The 22,467-nt window shown below is 46.9% G+C and carries 20 protein-coding genes, 1 pseudogene and 2 riboswitches; of the genes and pseudogenes, 10 read left to right on the top strand and 11 right to left on the bottom strand.

The window, feature by feature from the left end:
- Positions 1-36: 36 nt before the first annotated feature.
- The 3 genes from ASG85_RS18535 to ASG85_RS18520 form a co-directional block, all read right to left on the bottom strand.
- Positions 37-1,572: an MDR family MFS transporter gene (locus ASG85_RS18535; RefSeq protein ID WP_060647408.1), complete on the bottom strand. Its 1,536-nt coding sequence runs from the start codon at positions 1,570-1,572 to the stop codon at positions 37-39.
- A 117-nt stretch (positions 1,573-1,689) separates the two neighbouring features.
- Positions 1,690-2,196: a hypothetical protein gene (locus tag ASG85_RS18530; RefSeq protein WP_057304482.1), complete on the bottom strand. Its 507-nt coding sequence runs from the start codon at positions 2,194-2,196 to the stop codon at positions 1,690-1,692.
- A 646-nt stretch (positions 2,197-2,842) separates the two neighbouring features.
- The gene (locus tag ASG85_RS18520; RefSeq protein ID WP_060647406.1) at positions 2,843-3,625 is read right to left on the bottom strand and encodes a lipase family protein; all 783 of its coding nucleotides are present in this window, start codon (positions 3,623-3,625) and stop codon (positions 2,843-2,845) included.
- A gap of 149 nt (positions 3,626-3,774) precedes the next feature.
- On the opposite strand from ASG85_RS18520, the gene ASG85_RS18515 reads away from it, so the two are divergent.
- From ASG85_RS18515 to ASG85_RS18505, 3 genes are all read left to right on the top strand, one after another.
- Positions 3,775-5,490, top strand: a complete 1,716-nt coding sequence (locus ASG85_RS18515; protein ID WP_060647405.1) for an ABC transporter ATP-binding protein — start codon at positions 3,775-3,777, stop codon at positions 5,488-5,490.
- 144 nt (positions 5,491-5,634) lie between these two features.
- Positions 5,635-6,705 (top strand): ABC transporter permease subunit, encoded by a 1,071-nt coding sequence (locus ASG85_RS18510; protein WP_060647404.1) that lies wholly within the window; start codon positions 5,635-5,637, stop codon positions 6,703-6,705.
- A 2-nt stretch (positions 6,706-6,707) separates the two neighbouring features.
- On the top strand, positions 6,708-7,664 hold the full coding sequence (locus ASG85_RS18505; protein ID WP_060647403.1) for a hypothetical protein: 957 nt from the start codon (positions 6,708-6,710) through the stop codon (positions 7,662-7,664).
- A gap of 58 nt (positions 7,665-7,722) precedes the next feature.
- Here ASG85_RS18505 and ASG85_RS18500 read toward each other — a convergent pair whose 3' ends face one another.
- Complete coding sequence (locus tag ASG85_RS18500) at positions 7,723-8,301, bottom strand: hypothetical protein (RefSeq protein WP_060647402.1); 579 nt, start codon at positions 8,299-8,301, stop codon at positions 7,723-7,725.
- Between the two features lie 196 nt (positions 8,302-8,497).
- Between ASG85_RS18500 and ASG85_RS18495 the strand changes: the two genes are divergently transcribed.
- Positions 8,498-9,391 (top strand): methyltransferase domain-containing protein, encoded by an 894-nt coding sequence (locus ASG85_RS18495; protein ID WP_060647401.1) that lies wholly within the window; start codon positions 8,498-8,500, stop codon positions 9,389-9,391.
- 129 nt (positions 9,392-9,520) lie between these two features.
- Here the strand turns inward: ASG85_RS18495 and ASG85_RS18490 are convergent, their stop codons facing one another.
- Complete coding sequence (locus ASG85_RS18490) at positions 9,521-9,706, bottom strand: hypothetical protein (RefSeq protein ID WP_060647400.1); 186 nt, start codon at positions 9,704-9,706, stop codon at positions 9,521-9,523.
- Between the two features lie 64 nt (positions 9,707-9,770).
- Positions 9,771-10,004: a hypothetical protein gene (locus tag ASG85_RS18485; protein ID WP_057304473.1), complete on the bottom strand. Its 234-nt coding sequence runs from the start codon at positions 10,002-10,004 to the stop codon at positions 9,771-9,773.
- A gap of 224 nt (positions 10,005-10,228) precedes the next feature.
- Between ASG85_RS18485 and ASG85_RS18480 the strand changes: the two genes are divergently transcribed.
- Positions 10,229-10,675: a YdeI/OmpD-associated family protein gene (locus ASG85_RS18480; protein ID WP_060647399.1), complete on the top strand. Its 447-nt coding sequence runs from the start codon at positions 10,229-10,231 to the stop codon at positions 10,673-10,675.
- Between the two features lie 29 nt (positions 10,676-10,704).
- Here ASG85_RS18480 and ASG85_RS18475 read toward each other — a convergent pair.
- The 4 genes and pseudogenes from ASG85_RS18475 to ASG85_RS18460 form a co-directional block, all read right to left on the bottom strand.
- Positions 10,705-11,020 (bottom strand): annotated as a pseudogene (locus tag ASG85_RS18475) (DMT family transporter).
- Between the two features lie 89 nt (positions 11,021-11,109).
- Positions 11,110-11,212, bottom strand: a riboswitch (guanidine-I (ykkC/yxkD leader).
- 123 nt (positions 11,213-11,335) lie between these two features.
- On the bottom strand, positions 11,336-11,812 hold the full coding sequence (locus ASG85_RS18470) for a C40 family peptidase (RefSeq protein ID WP_060647398.1): 477 nt from the start codon (positions 11,810-11,812) through the stop codon (positions 11,336-11,338).
- Between the two features lie 3 nt (positions 11,813-11,815).
- A riboswitch (cyclic di-AMP (ydaO/yuaA leader) is annotated at positions 11,816-11,954 on the bottom strand.
- A 165-nt stretch (positions 11,955-12,119) separates the two neighbouring features.
- On the bottom strand, positions 12,120-12,938 hold the full coding sequence (locus tag ASG85_RS18465; RefSeq protein WP_060647397.1) for a hypothetical protein: 819 nt from the start codon (positions 12,936-12,938) through the stop codon (positions 12,120-12,122).
- Between the two features lie 66 nt (positions 12,939-13,004).
- Entirely contained in the window at positions 13,005-15,005 is a 2,001-nt protein-coding gene (locus ASG85_RS18460; protein ID WP_060647396.1) for a M1 family metallopeptidase, read from the bottom strand.
- Positions 15,006-15,151: 146 nt separating this feature from the next.
- Here ASG85_RS18460 and ASG85_RS18455 point away from each other — a divergent pair, with 146 nt between their 5' ends.
- Together ASG85_RS18455 and ASG85_RS18450 are read left to right on the top strand one after the other, a co-directional pair.
- Entirely contained in the window at positions 15,152-15,679 is a 528-nt protein-coding gene (locus ASG85_RS18455) for a hypothetical protein (protein ID WP_060647395.1), read from the top strand.
- Between the two features lie 138 nt (positions 15,680-15,817).
- Positions 15,818-16,309: a YwhD family protein gene (locus ASG85_RS18450; protein WP_060647394.1), complete on the top strand. Its 492-nt coding sequence runs from the start codon at positions 15,818-15,820 to the stop codon at positions 16,307-16,309.
- Between the two features lie 172 nt (positions 16,310-16,481).
- On the opposite strand, the gene ASG85_RS18445 is transcribed toward ASG85_RS18450, so the two are convergent.
- Entirely contained in the window at positions 16,482-18,584 is a 2,103-nt protein-coding gene (locus ASG85_RS18445; protein ID WP_060647393.1) for a transglycosylase domain-containing protein, read from the bottom strand.
- A 284-nt stretch (positions 18,585-18,868) separates the two neighbouring features.
- Between ASG85_RS18445 and speE the strand changes: the two genes are divergently transcribed.
- The 3 genes from speE (at position 18,869) to argS (ending at position 22,087) form a co-directional block, all read left to right on the top strand.
- Positions 18,869-19,696: a polyamine aminopropyltransferase gene (gene speE / locus ASG85_RS18440; protein WP_029197206.1), complete on the top strand. Its 828-nt coding sequence runs from the start codon at positions 18,869-18,871 to the stop codon at positions 19,694-19,696.
- 301 nt (positions 19,697-19,997) lie between these two features.
- On the top strand, positions 19,998-20,408 hold the full coding sequence (locus ASG85_RS18435) for a DUF1934 domain-containing protein (RefSeq protein WP_047682791.1): 411 nt from the start codon (positions 19,998-20,000) through the stop codon (positions 20,406-20,408).
- 5 nt (positions 20,409-20,413) lie between these two features.
- The gene (gene argS / locus ASG85_RS18430; RefSeq protein ID WP_060647392.1) at positions 20,414-22,087 is read left to right on the top strand and encodes an arginine--tRNA ligase; all 1,674 of its coding nucleotides are present in this window, start codon (positions 20,414-20,416) and stop codon (positions 22,085-22,087) included.
- The last annotated feature ends 380 nt before the right edge of the window (positions 22,088-22,467 follow it).

The following is a 22,467-nucleotide window of genomic DNA, read 5'->3' as shown; positions in this document are numbered from 1 at the left end:
TCTCTGGTCTTTCTGTGCTACACTCGGAAACTGCTCTTAATGCGTTGCGGCAACGAACGTTTCTTTATCTGTTTCTATCACGAGTTTCTCTTTACTCATAGCAAAAGCGGCAGCTAAAGCTAGTACTGCAGGGATAAGTCCCCACGCAAATGTAGCCACGATGGAGGAGGAGAGTCCTTCAGATATTTTCCCAAGCACTTGCTCCGGAATTTGAGTGCGAGTCGCTGGGTCAAGCAGGGCATGCGGGTCCTTAAAGTCTAGACCCTGCGGCATCGCGGATTGACCACTCCCTGTAAAGGCATCCGATAAATGCCGGGTTAACGAATGGCTTTGAATAATGCCGAAAATGGTGATTCCGATCGTCATGCCGAGTGAGCGAAGGAAATTCAGTGTAGAGCTCGCTGCCCCGCGTTGACTGACAGGTACGGAATGTATAGCAGCGTTACTTAGCACAGAAAATGAAGCGCCAATCCCCAAGCCTACTAATATCATGTAGATAGTGATAAGCAAACGCGATGAATCTGGTGTCAACGTAATTAACAGTGCCATACCTGCCACAAGCAGAATGAGGGTGGAGATCAGGATGGCTCGATATGAAAATTTACTAATGAGGAAGCCCCCAGCCGTAGCTGTAACTACAGTGCCGAGCATCATAGGCAGAAGTACGAGGCCTGAGTTCGTTGCACTTCCTCCGAGAACACCTTGAATGAAGATCGGAATATAGACAGATGCCGTAATGAAGGCGGCTCCGCTTAACATCGCGATCGCATTACTTGCCGAATAGAGGCGATCCCGGAACATCCGAAAGGAGATAATCGGTTCCTCTGCCCGCGTCTCCACATAGAGGAAACTAACCGTAAGAACAGCAAATCCGGTAAATAAGCCAATGATCTGAGCGGAGTTCCACGCAAATTGTTTGCCGCCAAGCTCCATGGCGAACATTAGGCAGACGATGGCACCTACAAGCGAGAATGCGCCAGCCCAGTCGATACGTTGTTTAGCATGCTGGAGGGATTCCTTGTAGAAGATTGCAATCATCAGGAAGGCGATCAGTCCAAGTGGTAAGTTAATATAGAAAATCCATTCCCATTTAATATAGTCGGTCATATAAGCGCCAAGGAGCGGCCCGAAGATGCTGGACATACCGAACACGGCTCCAAACAATCCCATTAGCTTGCCTCTGCTTTCCGGCTTAACCGCATCGAACATGATTGTGAAAGCGATGGGTACCAAAGCACCGCCGCCAATACCTTGTATGGCCCGGTACAAGCTTAACTGGACGATTGAGGTGGCTGTTCCACAAAGAGCGGATCCAAGCATAAACACCAAGATACCAAAGATGAAAAAGCGTTTGCGCCCATACATATCCGATAATTTACCGAAAATCGGCATCCCTGCCATTTCAGCGACCATGTAAGCCGAAGTGACCCAAACGAATTTATCGAGTCCTCCGAGGTCTGCGATAATGGAGCCCATAGCGGTCGCAACGATGGTATTGTCCATCGAGGCCATTAGAATGGCTAGTAGTAATCCGGCTAAAACAATGCCAGTTTGATTCGTTGATTTCGTCATGTGATCATTTCCCTTCTTCAATCATTGATTTGTATAAACCGATTATAAACAAACAACCCTGACAAGAGTCTGTCAGGGTTGAAACGTGTGAGGAAAAGAATGTTCTCTAGAAGCTGTTTATGAAATCGTCTTACGCTCCGGAAAAAACGTTTGATAAAGTAATAAGTGAATAGATTGCAAAAATAAATAAATCGGTATCGAATAAACGAGTTGATACCCATGTTTGTAATGAAAAATACCAACAAGTACACTAAGCCACTCGACACCTATGCCCATTGATGTCCAGAGTAAGATGTAGGGTATCGTGTAAAAACCACGTACACCCCATTTTTTGTAAAAATAAATAAATATATATCCAAATGGTGCATACATCGTATAGGAGAAAATATCAAACAGCTGATAACGGGATTCGTCACCTACATCGTACAAATCAAAGGGCGGGACAGCGATGGTGTGATCAAACATGAGACCAAAAACGACCCCAATCAATAAATTAAACAAGCTCTGAGTTAAGTTGAACTTTTTTGGCAATATCCAAATCGCAAGGGTCCCTACGACAATCATCGCAATGACGAACCATTCATTTCCGTTAAATCGATTATCGTAAATGGTTATGTCGTTCATAGAGTCCTCTCCCTTTGCATTAGATGAATTAATAAGCGGCCGAACCAATAAGTTATAATCATTAGTGAGATGAGTAGTAGACATTCATAGAAGATATTCCATCTCTTATAGGTTAATACGCCATGGAATCTTAGGAATTGACTTGTGCCCAAGAGAAAAGAAAATGTATACAAAGAAATGCCTATTTTTGTACTGCGTTTCAATGTGGTCAGGTAGACATTAGCAAAAGTAATGAGTGTTAATGAAAAGGTGAAATCCCTATGTATAATCATCGAAAGGAATTCAGGAACCTTTTTGCTGAGTTGGAAAACGCCTATAGTGTCACTTAAGATCGTTAATTTGTTAATGTCCACGACAGCTAAGAACATGTAAAGCAGCACGTTCGTAATGACAGACAACTTAGTGGGCAGAAAGGCAAATATAAAGATACTAAACCAAACAAAAAACAAGCAAATGACTAGAATCAAGGCAAGGCTCCTTTGCTACAAAATAATCGAATAGCGTAAGTAGATGCAAATAAGTATCGACTCCTATTTTTACCTTTATTGAGTTGTTTAAACCTTCCTCTTTAGAAGGGCAGCTGATCTAAGCAAAATAAAGATTGCCTCCTACCCGGCCTTTCTGGTCAGGTGGTTGGCAATCTTGTTCAGTTCGGACAAAATCCCGGAGTCTGCTCGTATAACTGCTGTGTGAAGCGGGGATCCAGCTTGGCAAGTTCAGCAAAATAATTGCTAATCGTGTGGTTAGCGGAGACGGAGCCTCCTTGATAAGTTAATTCAACCCCCTTTTTCACATGGATATAGTGGTAAACCTTATCCGTTCGAGGAGATTTATAGATGAAGGGCGGAAGCAACGGGACGAGGTCATTGGTATTATAAATACGGTAGTGAGGCCCGGTCCGGCGATTGAAAAGACTAGCGAATGCCTGATTTCCAACACGCGGTGAAGCATAAGTATACACGGAGGGATTTTTAAATTTCGTGTTTGTGGAAATATCGGCGGCGCATAAAGCAGCGAGGGCTCCTCCCAAACTATGCCCTGTAATGTACAGCGTTTTCTCCGTGGAAAGTTTGTTTAGAGCAGTCACAATCGATTTGCGGGCTGAACGGTAGATGTCGAGAAATCCTTGGTGTACGAGGCACTGCTCTTTTGTGTAAGGAAACTGGATTTGCCTGGCAATAGCATCTGAAATCCAATCGGATGTCGTATGCGTTCCTCGAAATACGATGACAATTTGTCCGTCGGATTCGGCAATAAAGCCGAACAACTCTTTTTCACTCAGGATCGAAGTCGCCTTGAAGGAAGAAACCATCCGGTAGTTGTGCGGCATAATAACGCTTTCGGAACCATTTTCAAATTGGATATAGCTTTGGCTGCACATAGCTGCTAGAAAGATAGCCGTCCGTGTATCTAATGAATTGCTGAGCATAAGTCCATTCCTCCGTACACACAGGATGCCGTTCTCCTATATATATGAAAATAGTGGACATCTGTCCTCCGACAATCGCCTATTTTCTAGGAGGCTTTCAGCAGGCTGATCCTATCAGGTATAATAGGCGAAGGAAGGTGGGGATACACGTGTTAAAACGCTTTTTTTCGTATTATCGGCCCTATAAGCACTTATTTATTTTGGATTTTACCTGTGCGGTCGTGGCTGGGCTCCTAGAATTGGGTTTCCCGCTTGCTGTTAATCAGGTCGTCGATAAATTGCTTCCTGCCGGGAATTGGAAATGGATTCTTTGGGCTTGCGCGGGTTTGCTTGCTGTCTATGGACTCAACACAGTGCTAAATTTCATAGTCACGTATTGGGGGCATAAGTTGGGGATTAATATCGAGACAGATATGCGGAAAAAGATGTTCGATCATCTGCAGAAGCTCTCATTTCGGTTCTATGACAATAACAAAACGGGCCAATTAATGTCCCGTATGGCAAACGATCTGCTTGAGATTGGTGAAGTTGCGCATCATGGTCCAGAGGACTTGTTCATTGCGGTAATGACGCTGATCGGTGCACTCCTGCTTATGCTTCATATTAATATGAAGTTAGCGCTCTTAACCTTCGTTATCGTCCCATTCTTGCTATGGATTGCGGTGTATTTTAATCAAAAAATGACGAAGACGTTCCGTCGAATGATGGGCGACCTTGCCGATATTAATGCAAGAGTCGAAGACAATATCGGTGGGATTCGTGTCGTTCAAGCTTTTGCGAATGAGTCCTACGAGAAGAAGCTGTTTGAGGATAACAATGGACGGTTCCGGTTGACGAAGCTGCTTTCCTATAAAATTATGGCGTGGAACGTTTCGCTGAGTTACATTTTAATGCGTCTGGTAACGGTTTTTGTCCTTATTTGCGGCACATGGTTCGTGATAGACAAGCAGATTTCCTATGGGGAGTTTATTGCTTTCGTTCTCTTAACGAACGTTTTTCTGGGTCCCATTCAGAAAATTAATAATGTCATTGAAAGCTATCCGAAGGGAATTGCCGGCTTTAAACGGTATGTTGAAGTCATTGATACGGAGCCTGAGGTAGCTGATCTGCCGAATGCAGTGAAGGTTAGTCATCTAGATGGTCAAATTACCTTCGACTCGGTGTCATTCGGCTACGGGGATGAAGCCCGAGTATTGAATGATATCAGCTTATCTATTCGAGCTGGGGAAACCGTTGCTTTCGTAGGTCCATCCGGTGCCGGGAAGACCACGATCTGCAGCTTGCTGCCTCGATTCTACGATGTGAGCGCGGGCAGCATTTCCATTGATGGCCACGATATTCGCAGCATCCAGCTGGAGTCGCTGCGCCGTCAGATCGGCATCGTGCAGCAGGATGTGTTCCTGTTCTCCGGCACCTTGCGGGAGAACATCGCGTACGGCAAGCTAGGCGCGACGGACGACGAGATCTGGGAAGCTGCGCGGCGCGCGCAGCTGACGGGTTATATCCAGTCGCAGCCGAAGGGGCTGGATACGGTAGTAGGTGAGCGCGGCGTCAAGCTCTCTGGCGGTCAGAAGCAGCGCCTCGCGATCGCGCGGATGTTCTTGAAGAATCCGCCGATTCTTATCCTCGATGAGGCGACGTCGGCACTCGACACGGAGACAGAGGCGGCGATTCAGCAGTCGCTGGCTGAGTTGTCGCGTGGCCGCACGACGCTAGTCATTGCCCACCGGCTGGCGACGATTAAGAATGCTGACCGCATTGTCGTCGTGACGGAGCAAGGCATTACCGAGCAGGGCGGACACGAGGAACTCATCGCTGTAGGCGGTGTGTATAGTCGCCTGCACCAAGCGCAGTATAGTTCTTAAACAGGGTTGCAGCAAGCTAGCTTAAGATAGCTTGCTGCAGCCTCTTTTTATTCCCAAAGATAGGATAGAACTTCCAAATGAATCGTGATAAACTATGAAAATAGTTATCTACCAACGGTGAATAATAGAACGAGGTGATGATAGTTGAGTTCGATATTTCGGTGGATATTGCTTGGGTTATTTACACTCGTGTGCATCTTCTTTCTAAGCAATATCCGGAACGCTTTTTTATCTACGCAGCCGGATCAGATTCGGGTCGCCATAGGTCCAGATACGAGCATCCAGAAAATAAGTGAGCAGCTGCCTGGCAGTCAAGTTCTAAATGAAAAGACAGGCTTATTGTCTGTTCCTTATGGGAAGTCATGGGACTATATCGGAAAGACTTTATCGATCAAAGGCATATTTCGTGCGAACACTGTGCCTCTAGAGCATCCCATTATTTCCTGGCGTTATTACGGCTATTCGTTAAAAGAGCAAGTCAAAGGTTTCGCTCAAGGTGATTTTGGTAAATTCCGCAGTCCTTTCAATAGGAAAGAGGTGGCTGTTCTTGGGGAGCTCCCCAACATGCTTCTTCGCACATGTACTTATTTCATTCCTGGTTTACTGCTCGCGATTGCGCTTAGTGTGCTATTTGCGATGACAGCATCCATGTTCCGCCGATTAGGTGCCTTGATGGATGGTACACATGCTTTGCTTGTTGGCTTACCTGATTTTTTCTTAATCGTTCTCATACAATTGGGGGCGGTCTATGCGACGAAATATTTGGGGCACTTTGTGCTGCTTATTGTTCAAGTCGGTGATAAGACGCCGTTCCTCATCCCGTTTCTCACGATCGCACTGATTCCCTCAGTCACCATCTACGGCACCCTTCGCATCGCGATCGCGCGTGAGCTTGGACAGGATTATGTCGTCACCGCGCTAGCCAAAGGGTTAACTCGCAGAGAGGTGCTCGTCTCTCATGTAATGCGAAATGTAATGGCTGATTTGCTGGCGATCTTACCCAAAGCGACCACACTGGCACTCGCCAGTATGGCTGTTGCGGAGGCCATCTGCGGAATCTCCGGTTTGGGAGGCTTTATCGTCTCCCCAGCTTTACAGAGTGTCTCCTCCATGTCGGCTATCTGTATGGCACTTGCGCTAGTTGCTATGGCTTTTCATGTGTTCTATGCATTGCTGCGCAAAAAGTTTATCGTTCGGACAGGGGAGGTGGTTTGACGATGTTGAAACGCTCATCAACGGCTTACTACTGTTCGATTGCACTCATCGTGCTCATCCTGCTTGTGATGATATTCGGCACTTGGCTGATGCCCCATGGGATTTCACCGGATGACAAGATTAATATGCTCCAATATCAAGAGGACGGTAAAACGAGATACAGTATTCCGCCATACGCACCTAACAGTACCTTCCTGCTGGGCACTGATCATAGGGGCTTTGATGTGCTGAGTTTATTGCTGAATGGGTTGAAATATACACTGGGCACGGCGCTAGCGTTAACCTTGTTTCGCTTTGTTTTTGCCCTCCCATGGGGATTGTGGAGCGGGACCACGGGCAAAGGATGGGGCATTCTTCGCTCTATGCAGTGGGTTGTTTCCTCAATGCCTGCGTTTGTATTCTTGTTCCCGCCTTTAGCCGGCATGTACTTTGGGCTGCGGCTTGATCAGGGGCTGAAGGCGGACCCGCATTACCAGCTGCTGTTCACGGTTACTTTTATTAGTCTAGTCACATTCATTGGGATATTTCCATTAGCCCATCAGGTGGCAGATCGGGCACGTTATTATAATGAACGACTATTTATTGAAGCATCACGTTTAATGGGCGGTTCTGTCTACCATCGAACGATGCGACATTTGGTTCCCTGTATGAGAAATGAAATGTTGTTCATCTTCCTTAGCGAATTCATGCAGGTGCTCTTCTTGTTAGGGCAGTTGGCTGTTTTTAACATTGTACTTGGCGGTATTGAGTCAATTGGTGATAGTGATGCTGGGTATTCCATCGCCATCACAACATCAGGTGAATGGTTATCGCTAATCGCCTACGGCTCAAGGTACATTAGACTGCATCCATGGATTATTCTGAGTGCAGGAACCAGCTTCGCAGGGCTATTCCTGGCACTGCAGTTTTTCTTGAATCAGCTCAAACGCCGCTACGGCAGTGAACGTCAATTTATGTGAAGTAAAAAAAAGGTCGAGGTTCCATCCTGAGGATGGGATCCGACCTTTTTCCATTGAATTATCGTCTTAATGAGCTGAGTTGGATGTCCAATCTAGCTGCTACGCCTGCAGGCGCAGCATCACTACGAGGTCCACCGAAGTTAAAAGCGATGATGACGATGTCATTACGACCCTGTCTCAAGAAGCGACGTACGTTGAAGGTGCGACCAGTGTTGTAGAATGAAGGGGTATTCTGTGGTGCATCATAGACCACTGGCACACCATTAATGATCACAACAGCGTAATTGTCGACCGATAGGAAGAGGGATGCGGCGAGAATGGATCTCCGCTGCGAGAGCGAGAATCGTGTCGAAATGACGGCATTCTCAGCACTAAGATTGCCGGAGTACCACACATAGTTGGCGTTAGTCACCGGTATCCATGCTGGATTACGAGGAATGATCTGGGCGTTGAACCAGGAGTTATCGGTTCCGATCGAGATTGTACGCTGGCTGAGGAAGCGGCCTGCCCCCAATCTGTTGTGTTTCTTCAATTGAGCATGGTACATCAGCAGGGCTTTCGTTTTTGGTAAGCCTGAACATCTAGGTAGTCTAACAATTTTGGTTGGTCTGCCTGCGATACGTTGTTTCTTAATCATTTAACCATCTCCTATCAAGTTATGAATATACTTACGAAGTATTCTATGTTTGATAGAGAGATTTGCGTGGGTTGCTAGCTGATAGAGTCCTAAAAAAGTAGCCCTAATTTCCACTTGCCGTAAAACGTAAATTAAATGTTACTATAACATATAATATGTGTTAAAATTATGAAAAATCTTCAGGGGGATACCTACCGTGGATGACAAAAATGATAAAACTAAAAGACTCTCTGTTTACTTACCGGAGAAAGTAAAGTCGGATCTGGAGAAAATGGCCGATGAAACAGGTTTGTCGATGACACAGCTAATTGTGATGGCCACGCATGGCTTGCTAGCTAACTACTCCGCACAGGGTGGCGCTATTTTCGCTGATTTATTGGCAGCCAGACAACGAATTCTCCACGAAGTGAAGGATAAGCATCAGCTTTTAAACGAAGATAAAGTAAAAATGCAAGAATACTACGGCGCCCGAGCAGAGGAGTATGAACGGATTTATCACCGAGAGGACGCGCAGTTCCAACAAGAGCTTAGTCTTTTGAGCGAAATGGTGAAGAAGCAAGTGGAGGGTTGCAACGTTCTTGAGGTAGCCTGTGGTACGGGGTATTGGACCGAAATTGCTGCGAGTAAAGCTAATCACATCGTAGGTGTGGATATTCGTCCTGAAGTGCTGCAAATTGCTAAGTCAAAGCCTTGGCCAGCTTCCAATGCAGCATTTGTTCAGGGAGATGCGTACCAGCTCTCCGAAGTGACAGGGGTTTTCGATTTTGGTCTTGCCAACTTCTGGTTTTCGCATATTCCGAAGAATCGGATCGAGTCATTTCTGCAGAGTTTCCACCAACGTCTTGGCACAGGGGCCCGCATCTTTATCGCTGATAATGTTTACGTACCCGGAAGAGGCGGAGAGCTGATAACGAATGAACATAGCGAGGATACCTACAAAAGACGCGAGCTGGCTGACGGATCCATGCATGAAATTATCAAAAACTACTACTCGTATGATGAACTGAATGACATTTTTAAGCCTTTATCTCAGCATTTGCGAATATTTGTGGGAAGCAGCTTCTGGTATGTCAGCTACACAGTTGCTTAAGAGTGTAGATAGTTTATCGGCAGCAATTAATCACGATATCCATTAGACCAACAAAAAAAGCTTAGTCATGGCCCGCGGCTGCTTTCTGACTAAGTTTTTTCCATTTGAAATTCAACATCGCCAATCTAATTATTTATTACTTTCGGTTTCATTTTGTCGTCTTTTCATTACGTTATTCACTAAATTTTGAGTTGCATCTTGCGTGGATGCAGTTACGTTTTCAATGGCGTTCTGTACATAATTCGTTGCGGATTGTACCCCGTTTTTAAAGATACTCGTTTTGTTTTGATCAACGTTATTTGTATTGTCAGACATCGTTCATACCTCCAATGATAGATTACCTATTGATCTCGTCGTTTTCCATAATCCCGTTTAACTTCTACTCAGCGTCCATATCAGCGGCGGCATCGAAGACGTTCGCCTTCGGCACCTGAGTTATATCTTCCTTTTGCTGCACCCAGTAACCGACGTTACGGTACCAGTACTGAAACGAATCGTCCAATTGCTGCTCTCGGTTACGATCCTCGTTAACATCGGAGTCAACTTCTAGCTCCTCTCCGAGAAGCCCGTTATTACGATTCTGTTTCCGATTGATATCATCCGATGTATTCATGTTGAATTTCCCTCCTAAACATTCTTATCCTGTTGATCTGACTCAGCAGTTACGTTAGATCAAATCTGAACCTTACATCATACCGCCTCTCCATCCTTGTATGGATTAATCTGCATTGATAGGGTCCGATTTATTCAGAAAAGTATGGTATAATTTCCCGTGAATTGTCATCTAAAAGAGTGAGAACGATGGAACCTTATTTGTTCAAAGGGGGAACAAGCAAAATGGGGGTAACATTCACCGCTTCCGTTATGCAAGCACAGGGAAAAAACGCCACTGGAATTTCCATTCCAGCCGAGGTTATAGCTGAGTTGGGTGGACATAAGAAGCCGAGTGTCACCGTGAGCCTTAACGGTTACACCTATCGCAGCACTGTAGCAGTTATGGGGAATGAGTTCCTCCTTCCATTGAGTGCAGCCCACCGGGAAGCGTCTGGTTTGAAGGCTGGCGACCAGGTGGAAGTTATACTCAACCTTGATCTTGAGCCTCGAACCGTTGAGATTCCTGATGACCTTAGGGAGGTATTGTCTTCTCAGGACGGTGCAATCGAGGCCTTTGAAGCGTTGGCATTCTCGAAGCGGAAAGAATTTGTCCGGCAGGTGGACGATGCCAAAACGCAAGATACCAGGCATCGTCGAATCTCAGGAATCGTCACCAAATTGAGCAATTGAGCATGACATGACGTAGTTTTTCGGACCCCTTAATGCCCAGAAGTAAATTTAAGGCCGAGAACGCCAACTAAGATCAGAATCATGAATAAGATCCTTAGTAATGGGTTCATCAAGAAAAAGGGTGCCGATTATAATTGCACCAACAGCGCCAATTCCAGTCCAAGCCGCGTATGCTGTGCCGATGGGGAGAGTTTTCGTTGCTGCCGCTAGAAAATAGAAACTTACAATCATCCCTGCGATCGTGACGCTGGAAGGAACTAACCGTGTAAAACCATTAGAAAATTTTAATGAGATCGCCCATACTACCTCAAATACACCTGCAATAACGAGATATAACCATGCCATGATGAATCACTCCTCTTGAATTTGTTCTACGTTCCTATTTAGTCGCAAAAAAAGGAAAAAGCCTGGAAGTTATATCGCTTAAGCGATATGACTCCCGGGCTTTTTCCCCTCCGTGACCACAGCGTATTCGCTGCGTGTTTCCCCTCGGACCAGTCTGGCGATGAACGCCACGGAACCCTAGAAAACAATATGCCGCTATTATAGAACGGCTAACATACGATGTCAAGTTACAGGATTAGTAAATGAATAAAAGCCCTGAAAGCTGCTCTTTCGAGCGGGGCTTGTCCGGGCTTTATTCATGAATCGTGCAAGAATTTACTTGGATTCAGCAGTTAATTGGTTATAGATATCATCCCACAGAACACGTCGGGCTGATACATACCGCTTCGCATAATAAGATTGGCTAAGTTTGCTTTTCACTATACCTTCATCGGATGCAGAGTGAATGAATTCACCGTCTCCAAGGTAGATACCCACGTGAGAAATACCTTTGCCGCCGCTTGTGTCAAAGAACACAAGATCACCTTTACGAAGATCTTTTTTGTCAATCCAGTAGCCTTCGTTATTTTGAGATGATGAGCTATGAGGAAGATCAATGCCGAATTTGTCGAAAACGTATGCGGTGAAACCAGAGCAATCAAAGCCCTTTGTGGTCGTTCCCGCCGTTCTGTACGGAATTCCTAGCAATCCGTCAACCGTTTCATCCAAAGTGGATTGTGCCGCTGACACGCTTCCTAAACCGATACTCAAAAATAAAACAAGACTAAAAACAAGAGCAACAATCTTTCTCAACTGCTTGTCTCCTTCCGGTGCCTACGAGGTTAGCTGGAGGGTTCGGTTGAAGGTTCCCTATGATCCCTGTCTGGCAAGATCAATTCACCCGGTGTGGTTCCCCCGTTTCCCCAAGAAATGAGGAATTCGGCATGAAATATTTGGTTTTTTGATGCTAGTCCTTGTAATTCGTCATAAACATCGAAATTCCTCCTTTTCTATGCGATTTGCCTTAAAAATATGTAAAATATTTCGGAAAACGCAAAAAAAAGCCCCTTTTGCAAGGGGATGAAACAAGATGAGCTAATTTCAGCTTATTTTATTGTTTTTAACCGTCCATTTTGGCAGATAGAAGCTGATATTGGGAAGTTATGGCCCACATTTGAAAGAAAATGTGGAAAAGCGGAAAGAGCTGATAAATGATTAGCGCTACCAGACCTGCCCATATGTAAGTTGCTGTGACAGTGACCCCTGCCAATAGTCCCGAGGCGAGCAGGAGGATAAGCGCAAGCCCGATAATAGGAAGCAAACTGCGAACGAATGTGATGACAGTGGACAAAATGCCAAGTTTGGCAGCAATCGCGAATTGCACGTACATAAAAAGAAGATGTATGAGAAAGCCATAGACGAGCATGCCCAGCAACCAAGGCAGCAATTGGAGAGCTGCTTGCTCATACGAAGTGGTATGTGCGAATTGCCTCTGCACTTTTGGAAACAGCCATATGAGCGGCAGCAAGGAGAGCGAGATTCGAACGACATATGCAATTAGGAATGGGAGCATGAGCTCCTTGATGCCTCGGAAGAAGCGATAGCCGGCATTTTGCTGCGAATGGGTCAGCGAATAGTAGACGCCGCTATTCATCATTGGGGTGAGCAGCATACGAATAACAAGTAGAGCAGCCAGCCACCAAAGGTAGGAATGGCTAAGATCGGTTTTGACCAGTTGGAACTGTCCTTCAGCTAGAAATAGCTGCAGCGCTTGCTTCGGCTGCTCGCCACCTGGATAGCGGTGCATGAGAGGGACGAGAACACCCTGTACAAGCTTATACAGCAGGATGCCCCAGCCCATCTGATACAGGAACAAGACGATCGTGGCGAAAGGTTGCCGTAAAGCCGCCCTGAAGCCAGACTTGATATAAGTTGCCACAGTTGTCCCTCCTAAGAGTTTTCCGTAGGAAAACTTACTTTGAAAGCATTGGATAAGCCTAGCCGCTTACCAGGCGACCCAACCGAAAATGGCTTGCAGGAATTGAATGAGACCGAGATTCCAACGGATTTTCCACTTCGTATCCACTTGCGTTTGCATAAAATTATTAATGTGTTTATTTTCCAGCACGAGCGAGTAATTAGGATCAATTCGAACCCAGTCTACAGGAGTCTTGTGGGTTAATTTGAATTCGATACTGCTTTCTTTACCATCCCATGTTTTATCCAGCACTGTGCCGTCAGAGAAATGGAATTGGATGGGCACTTCGGGTGAATTGCCGCCTCGTTTGGAGATGAGAACGGCACTTTCGTAGGACTCTGCCCCTTTGCTGCCCACGGATTTGACGCGAATGCTCTCCACGGTGTAATCCATCATCATGGCGCCGTATACATACTGGTTGAAGAATTCATCCCACTTCGTTTTGGTCACTTCTTCGACAACGTTCTGGAAGTCCTTCGTAGAAGGGTGTTTAAATTCCCAACGTAGGAAATAAGTGCGCATAATGCGGTCCATCGTTTTGGTGCCAACTTGCTTCTCAATGGCTTTAAGCACGAGCTTGCCTCGTGTGTACACATTCTCTGCATATTGATCATGTCCCGCATAAGCCCACGAGTTCTGATTCAGGGTATGTGGAGATGTAATAAAGCTTGATTCGACAGGTAAATTAGGGGACACCCCATACTCCGCTTCCATGACCTTATCCTCCGCATAGGAGGTAAAGCCCTCATCTAGCCAAGCTTCTTCGAATTCATTGCTAGCTACCATTCCATAGAAGAACTGATGTCCAATCTCATGAACAACGACACGTTCTAGCTCAAGATCAGGTTTCTTGTCGCTGGCATCCCACGAGGTTACCAAAGTCGGATATTCCATACCGCCCACACCGTTGCCTCCTGGGGGAGGTACGACAATCGAAAGGGTCGAGTAAGGGTACGGTCCGTACCATTGGCTGTAGCGGGAAAGTGCCTTTTTGGCGGCATACATATAGCGGTCCTTCAAGTCCTGATGATTGGGATCGAGGTAGAGCTTAATCTTGACCCCGGGTATTTGTGCGGTTGAGTAAGGTTCTTCCACATAAACGAAGTGAGGCGATGCCGACCAAGCGAAGTCATGCACATCATCCGCATAAAATTGGTACGTCTTCATCCCGTTGTCTGTCACAGCGGGCTTAACCGGGAAACCGGTAGCTGCTACGGTGTAGTTCGCCGGCACCTGAATTTTCACGTCATACATCCCGAAATCGGCATAAAATTCTGAATTTCCATGGTACTGGTGGAGATTCCACCCCGGCTCTGTACGTCCTCTTGTACCAACTCGCTCATAGGCAGCAACTTTAGGGAACCATTGACCCGCCATGACGAAGTCATCCACATAGCCCATTCTTGCGAAGGCGGCAGGCAGCTTGACGAGAAATTCCGTCTTGATTGTGACTTGCTCCCCGGCCCCAACTGGTTTTGGCAGCGGAATTTTGAGCAGCGTATGATCGTCCTTATTGCCGTCATCGGGCTGCACGAACGCCATACGCATACTGAGATCCTCTCCGTCAACCGTTTTCACAGAAAGCAACTTCATGCTGCCGCTGCTGTCTGCCTTGGCTTCATCTTCTCGCAGCTTACCGCCTGATTCACGCATAAACGTCGATTTCTTTGAGTCAAAGGCATTGGGATACAGATGGAGGTAAAGCTCTTGCACAGGAACGGTTCCTGGATTTTCCCAAGTCAACGTTTGCTGCCCATTGAGCTGCCTCGTTTCGGGCGTGTAAGCAACGCTCATGTGATACTCCGCAATACGATAGCTAAGCGCTGTTGGCGCTTGCTTCTCTGATGACTTACCGCTATCTGCAGGCTGCATGTCCGGCGCCGGAGCAGACTTTTCATCCTTAGAGACGACTGGAACGGCTAATTTACTTGCAGATGGGAGCAAATTTTCAGACAGCAGGACAGCGCCTGCTGCAAGGAGCATGACAACGAACCATTGAACCTTGCGGTTTTTGAATAGAACACTCATGATATCCACCCCGCCTAAACAAGCATCTACAGCATGTATATGTAGACAACCTAGGGAATATTTCTGAGCTTGGAAAAGAATTGTTAGAAAGAGGGGGAACGAAGCGGCTCATCAATGAGTCTATAGGTATAAGGGGTGTGGAATCGATGATTAAATTCAGAAAAGTGATCGTTGTTTTGGGCTGTTTCGTCGGGTTGATTGTTCTCATGACTGTGCTTTCTCAATTTTCCTGGTTTCCTAAAGCGGTTAAGGTACAGTCTCCGGAACAGCTTACGTCGGTAGCGGAGCTTGATAAGGCCAAGGTAAGCCCGCTTTTTCAAAGTGGCAGCTATCATTTGCAAGGTGAGAAAGGAAAGATCGGCCTCCTGAGCCCAGGCGGTTATAAGGTCAATACGCCTAACAAGTATATGTGGCACATATGGAAGCAAGGCGAGCCTTTGCAAGGGAAGAAATTCCGCGTTGAAGCAGTAAGTGTCGAGACTGGAGAGAAACGGCAGGTTCTACTGCAGGATAATGCTCTAGTCAGGGAAATGAATTGGCCGGGAACGGTACCGATAAATGGAGCGGATGCGGGGTTCCCCGCACTGATGAGGTTCGATGACGCGGGGGTTTGGCGTTTGAATGCTTTTATAGATGAAAGAGCTGTCGGCAGTATCACGGTGGAAGTGAAGTAGTAAAAGACGGCAACGAGTAAGCACCCTTCCACACCAACGGTGACACCGGATGCAACCAGCCCTTGTTCTGGAGGATGACTTTAGCTACAATGAAAGCAAAGCGTCATTTTAACATTAAGAAGACTGGAAGGTGCCCTCATGGAAGCGGATAAAAAGAAGCTGGCCTTAAATATAGTAAGTTCCAAAGTGAACCATAAAGGATTCGGTGCCGGAGCAATCGACCTAAGCAACGTTTCTGGTGTCATTATTGACGGGGATGAAGCCTACCTGGACGAAGGTACACTTCATGCCAAAAGCAAGATCGAAAAAGGTATCAAATTCTCAACGAACAAAGAAGATGTGCCGAACGGCCGTAAAGCTTGGATTATTTGGGTGGCAGTAGACCGTACCGAAGAAGGAGCCTACTACGCTGGAATGACAGCTTGTGAAATGTTGATTGACACAGAAGCTCGCAGAGGGTGGAAAATTCTAGCCGAGCACGTGAACAAGATGGATGCTGCAATGAAGCGTAAATTCATCTTCGACGGCTTGGATGACAAGGAGCGGGCGCTGCTCAAAAATCAGCTGATCGCGCACAATGAGGAATGGTGGAATCGCTCGGATCAATCATTGAAAGATGCGCTTTCCTAAGCGATCAAACGTGCAAATCGAGATTATGAACATTATGTGTCATCCATTGTTACGTTTGGGTGAACCGAGTATACTAGACCCTAGTGTATGTTACCTCATATACTAGGACAGCAAAAAGGCAGACTAAGACGCGCTTAGTTCTGCCTTTTTGTGTTCCCCGAAAACAGGCGGATCAGTCGTTCCACCAGCGTTTAATATCATTCCACCAAGAGCCGTTTTGACCTTTAGGGGTGCTCTTTGGATCATCATTCGAAGCTGGCTTCGCGGGTTTGCCTGTGCAGAATGTTGTCGGCTCCGTGCCAACCAGGAAAGCCTCCATGTGTGAGTTCGGACAGTCCTCATTGGACAGCTTGCCGCTCACCGGATCAATATAGACACTGGTTACCCCTTCGGGAATCGGGAACAGCTTCGGCGGTATCGCCTCTAAGGTTTGTTCCGTGAATTCCGCAAAAATGGGAGAAGCCAAATGAGACTCTACCGTGGAAATGTCCCTACTCTTGTCATAGCCAACCCATACGGCGGTTGCGAGCTCTGGTGTGAAGCCGACCAGCCATGCATCGGTGTCGGTTGTACCGGTTTTGCCGGCTATCGGTCGCTTAATCGTACTGGCTACGCGGTTGCCGGTGCCGCCCTCTTCGAACACGCTCTCCATCAGATTCGTCATCACATAAGCGACAGCCGGATCAAGCACGGGCTCCGCTTTCGGTGCCGCTTCATATAAAATTTGACCGTTCGCATCCTCTATACGCACGATCGCTGTCGTCTCCTGATGAACGCCTTGATTCGCAATCGTACCGAACGCTGACGCCATTTCGAGAGGGCTTACTGGGAAGGACCCCAGTGCCAGCGACGGCAGCGGCTTCATCGGAGATGCAATGCCCAGCTTGCGGGCCAGATCGATTACCTTCGCAGGACCGACATCCAGAATCGTATGCACCGCATAAATGTTATCCGACTTCGAGATCGCCTGCCGCATATCAATATTTGCATTGGCATACTGATCGTTGAAGTTTCTGGGTGTGTATCGTTGACGGCCTTCATCGTAGGTGAACACCGTCGGTTCGCTTTTTACCTGCGTTACAGGTGTATAGCCATTTTGCAGAGCGACCATATAAACAATGGGTTTAAAAGAGGACCCCGGCTGTCGTGTATTCGACAGTGCACGGTTGAACTGATTCTCGGAATAATCGCGACCGCCGACCATCGCTTTGATTTCTCCCGTTCTAGGGTCGATTGCCACCAGAGCGGCTTGAAGGTCTGTTTTACCCGTGAGCTGCTTGGTGATCACACTCTCAGCGATTTGCTGCGCATTTTTATCGAGCGTCGTGTAAATGCGAATGCCGCCTTCATCGAATTGATCTTCCGGTATGCCCAGCTTATCCGTTGCCAGTGCTCGCACATAATCACGGAAGTAGGGGGCTGCTGCTGGCTTCTTCTTCGTAAGCGGTTGAATCGTCAACTGCTCTTTGCCTGCGGCGTCAGCGGCACTTTGTGTAATGAAGCCACTGCGCACCATCGTCTGCAGCACCACTTTTTGCCGATCCATCGCATTCTTCAGATCATAATACGGTGAGTAGTAGCGTGGCCCTTTAGGGACCCCAGCGATCATCGCGCTTTCCGCCAACGTTAATTCACTGGCATGCTTGCCGAAGAAAAGCTCAGAAGCCGTTTCAATCCCATACGTTGAATGACCGTAATAAATCTGATTCAAATAATTCGCTAGAATTTCATCCTTCGTCAGCTGCATTTCCATTTGCACAGCGAACACAGTTTCTTTGATTTTACGCGACCAAGTCCGATCATGATTTAAATATAAATTCCGAGCTAATTGCTGAGTGATCGTTCCTGCGCCTTGCACCTTAGCCATGGCTTGTATATTGACAACAGCTGCTCTTGCTACTGCCTTCACATCTACGCCGAAATGATCATAGAAATGCTGATCCTCCACAGCGAGCGTAGCTTTAATGAGATAAGGCGATATTTCGCTCAGTGAGACGACCTGCCGATTTTGCCCGGAATAAAAGGTGTCGATCAGTTCGCCATGTGTATCGTACATTTGGGAGGTTTGCAGCATTTTGGTGACGGGCAATGTTTGAGCACGCAAATAGACGAGACAGCCAGCGGCCACGATAAGGAGCAGAACGCAGGAAGTGAAAAGGAATGAGAACATTTTCTTGATACGACGCATCCAGCGCATAGACGCAGGTACCTCTTTATCCCTAGGTGCTTGTGGTGAGCCTGTGGATGGCTGACGATGGTTCTCGTTCTCGGACATCTCTTCTTACCTCCTTTCTTCATGCTCTAAGGCATTACTATCCAGTATGGAAAAGCATGGCAGTCCGTATTCAACGAATTGTAAATATTTTTTATTAAATGTCCAAAAACCCTAGGAAAATATTGCATTTTGGGGGTAATGAACTATAATACAATTTGTGCGTATGGACGGATTGGAAATTACAGTACCGCTTCGCATGACTTTTCCAACTGGTGGAACACTGTTAGAGACAATGAATGTCAGGATTTATTCATCCCAATATAGCAGCGAAAGAAGGTATAAACATGGAACTGTGGTACACAGAGAAACAAACAGATAGCTTCGGTATTACAGCAAAAGTAAAAGAGACATACGTGAGAGAACAAACGGACTTCCAAGACCTTTCGATGATCGAAACCGAAGAATGGGGAACGATGCTTACCCTGGACGGTATGGTTATGACAACAGTCAGAGACGAATTCGTCTATCATGAAATGGTTGCGCACCCTGCGCTTGTTACCCACCCGAACCCAGAGTACGTGCTTGTAGTAGGCGGCGGCGACGGCGGAGTAATTCGAGAAATCATGAAGCACCCGAAAGTGAAAAAGGCTGTTCTTGTTGATATCGACGGTAAAGTGATCGAATACTCCAAAAAGTACCTGCCAACCATTGCCGGCGAGCTGGACAACCCACGAGTAGAAGTTATCGTTAACGATGGCTACATGCACATTCACGATCACAAAAACACATACGACGTTATCATGGTCGATTCCACTGAACCTGTTGGTCCAGCAGTTGAGCTGTTCTCCAAGGGCTTCTACCAAGGTATCTTTGATGCGCTAAAAGAAGACGGGATCTTCGTTGCACAAACAGATAACCCTTGGTTCAAAGCAGACCTGATCCAAACGGTTAACCGGGATGTCAAAGAGATCTTCCCAATCGTACGTGTGTACAGCGCGAACATTCCTACGTACCCGAGCGGTCTCTGGACCTTCACAATGGGCAGTAAAAAGCATGATCCACTGCAAGTTGAGGAAGCTGCAATCCCAGAATTCCCAACGAAGTACTACACACCGCGCCTGCATAGAGCGGCTTTCGTACTGCCTAAATTTGTTGAAGATTTGATTAAATAATGAAACTGAACCGCCGGTTGTTTCTGTGCTTGTCACGGGGACGCTGGCGGTTTTTGTTTTGGATACTCTTAATGACGCGTCCTCCTTCACTGTCAACTGTCAAATGTCGATAACCCGTTGTCTGAATTCCCAACGATCCCTCTCTGCTCTCCGCCCCTGCCACTCGACGATAACCCAGCTATGTAGGCTGATCTCCCGTAATACATTGAATTTAGCGAACCTTTCATATAAACTAATAGCTAACTTGCCTTATCTGACATAAGGTGCAAACAGGTACTGCAGAATAGGAGAATGACGGACCATGACGGCTAAGCAGCGCGTGCGGATCCGAATTGAAAGTCGAAGCGGGAGCGAGACTACCGTGCAGAAAGCGCGAGGGGATCTTTATCGTAAAGGCAATCACACGTACATCCGCTATGAAGAAGAGCCGAACGAGCTTGGACGAACAGTGACGCTCATTAAGCTGGAAGACAATCAGATACGAATCGTCCGCCAAGGGGACGTGCAAGCAGAGCAAACATTTCTGCCCGGCGAGAAGAGGATCGGCTTTTATCAAACGCCTCAGGGTAGATTGGAACTCGAGATTGAGACTCATGAGCTTACTTCGGAGGCCGTGCATGGCATCGGTATCACGAGGTGGAGCTATGATTTATATGCATCAGGCACTCATGCGGGAACATACAGGATCAAGTTGTTAATTCAGGAGGAGTAAGACGAATGGATGTAATAAATGAAGTTAAAGCCATAGTTAAACAAGCCATTATAGAAGCAGTTACAGCTGCAGGTATCGTGGACGCGGGGCAAATACCGGAGATTATTCTAGAGGTCCCGAAAGAGAAGACACACGGGGATTTCGCAACAAATGTCGCGATGCAGTTGACCCGAATTGCTAAGCAGAACCCAAGACAAATTGCCGAGCAAATTATCGCTAACCTGCAAAAGGATAAAGCCAATATCGCAGAAGCGGAAATTGCGGGGCCGGGTTTTATTAATTTTAAAATGAACAAAGTGTATCTTTACCCGGTTATTGAAAATGTTCAAAAAATGGGTGATCGCTTCGGTGCAACGAACGTCGGTCAAGGGCTTAAAGTGCAAGTGGAGTTCGTTAGTGCCAATCCAACAGGTTCCCTGCATTTGGGACATGCTCGTGGAGCGGCAGTCGGGGACGTACTGTGCAACGTACTCGATCTGGCTGGATACGACGTATCCCGAGAGTACTACATCAATGATGCCGGCAACCAAGTGGTCAATTTGGCCAAATCAATCGAAGCCCGCTATCTGCAGGCGCTCGGACAAGAAGCGGAGATGCCGGAAGACGGTTACTTCGGTGAAGATATCAAAGGCTTTGCCGCGGATCTTGCTGCGGAAGAAGGGGATCGCCTTCTCGGCTTGCCAGAAGAGGAGCGTCGTGCTTATTTCCGTACCTATGGGCTCAAAAAAGAACTCGACAAAATCAAACGCGATTTGGGTCGCTTTGGTGTTCATTTCGACAATTGGTTCTCCGAGACGTCGATTTATGAAGATAACCTCATTCCACCCGTTCTCCAAGAGCTGCGGGATAATGGACACATATATGAAGAAGAGGGCGCGACTTGGTTGAACACAACACCACTGGGTGACGACAAGAATCGCGTACTTATTAAGAATGACGGTTCCTTTACTTACCTTACACCGGATATTGCCTACCACCGCAATAAATTTGGGCGCGGCTTTGAGCGTTTGATTAATATTTGGGGCGCGGATCATCATGGCTACATTCCACGGATGAAAGCGGCTATGACGGCGCTTGGTTTTGAATCGGACCGCCTCGTTGTGCTGATTGCCCAAATGGTGAGCCTTTTCCAAAATGGGGAAAAGGTAAAAATGTCCAAACGGACTGGCAAAGCAGTCACGATGGAGGATCTTATGGACGAAGTCGGCGTAGACCCGATTCGTTATTTCTTCGCGATGCGCAGCATGGACTCGCATTTGGACTTTGACATGGACTTGGCGGTTTCTCAGTCTAATGAGAATCCTGTATTCTATGTGCAGTACGCACATGCGCGGATTTGCAGCATCTTCCGTCAGGCGGAAGAGCAGAACATTCAGGTGCTGCCGCTGGAGCAGGTAGACCTTTCCCAGCTTACATCGGAAGCTGAGTTCGACTTGCTGCGCAAGATGGGCGAGCTTCCGGAGGAAATCGCCATTGCGGCTGATCAATATGCGCCGCATCGGCTCATCCGCTATGTCTATGAACTGGCAAGCCAGTTCCATAGCTATTACAGAGGCCACTATGTCATCACGGATGACGCGGCCTTGACCCAGGCACGCCTCGCCTTGCTCGGCGCGCTTCGCATTACCTTAGCCAACACGCTTCGCGTAGTTGGCGTATCCGCCCCAGAGCGGATGTAGCATCTGCTCCACAAACCGAAGGGACGATCCCCATGTCTACTCAGACATGAGTGATCGTCCCTTTTTTTTGTTAATACCAGAAGTATAAGTCATGGTGGATTTAACTTGTGGTGCATCTACTTTGACAAACGTTTCGCACCACGAAGATGGTTATCGTGCCATTTTAAAGTGTGAGCAATTTATAGCGAATTCAACCCTAGTGCATTTTTTCTAATTTGTTAGGACCCTTATTCCTGGCATGCGAGTGGCATTGTTGTAAAACGTACAACAATTTCCCTTGTATTTCGCACCAAGCTATCAAATGTTGTATTCCGTGCAACAAAATAGCCTGCATTTCATCCAAAGTGGCCATTTTTGGACGAAAATGTTGTATTTTGTGC

The sequence above is a fragment of the Paenibacillus sp. Soil724D2 genome (genome assembly GCF_001427935.1).
Classification (GTDB): domain Bacteria; phylum Bacillota; class Bacilli; order Paenibacillales; family NBRC-103111; genus Paenibacillus_E.
The sequence above is the reverse complement of the archived record's forward strand: the minus strand, read 5'-3'. Positions and strand labels throughout refer to the sequence as shown.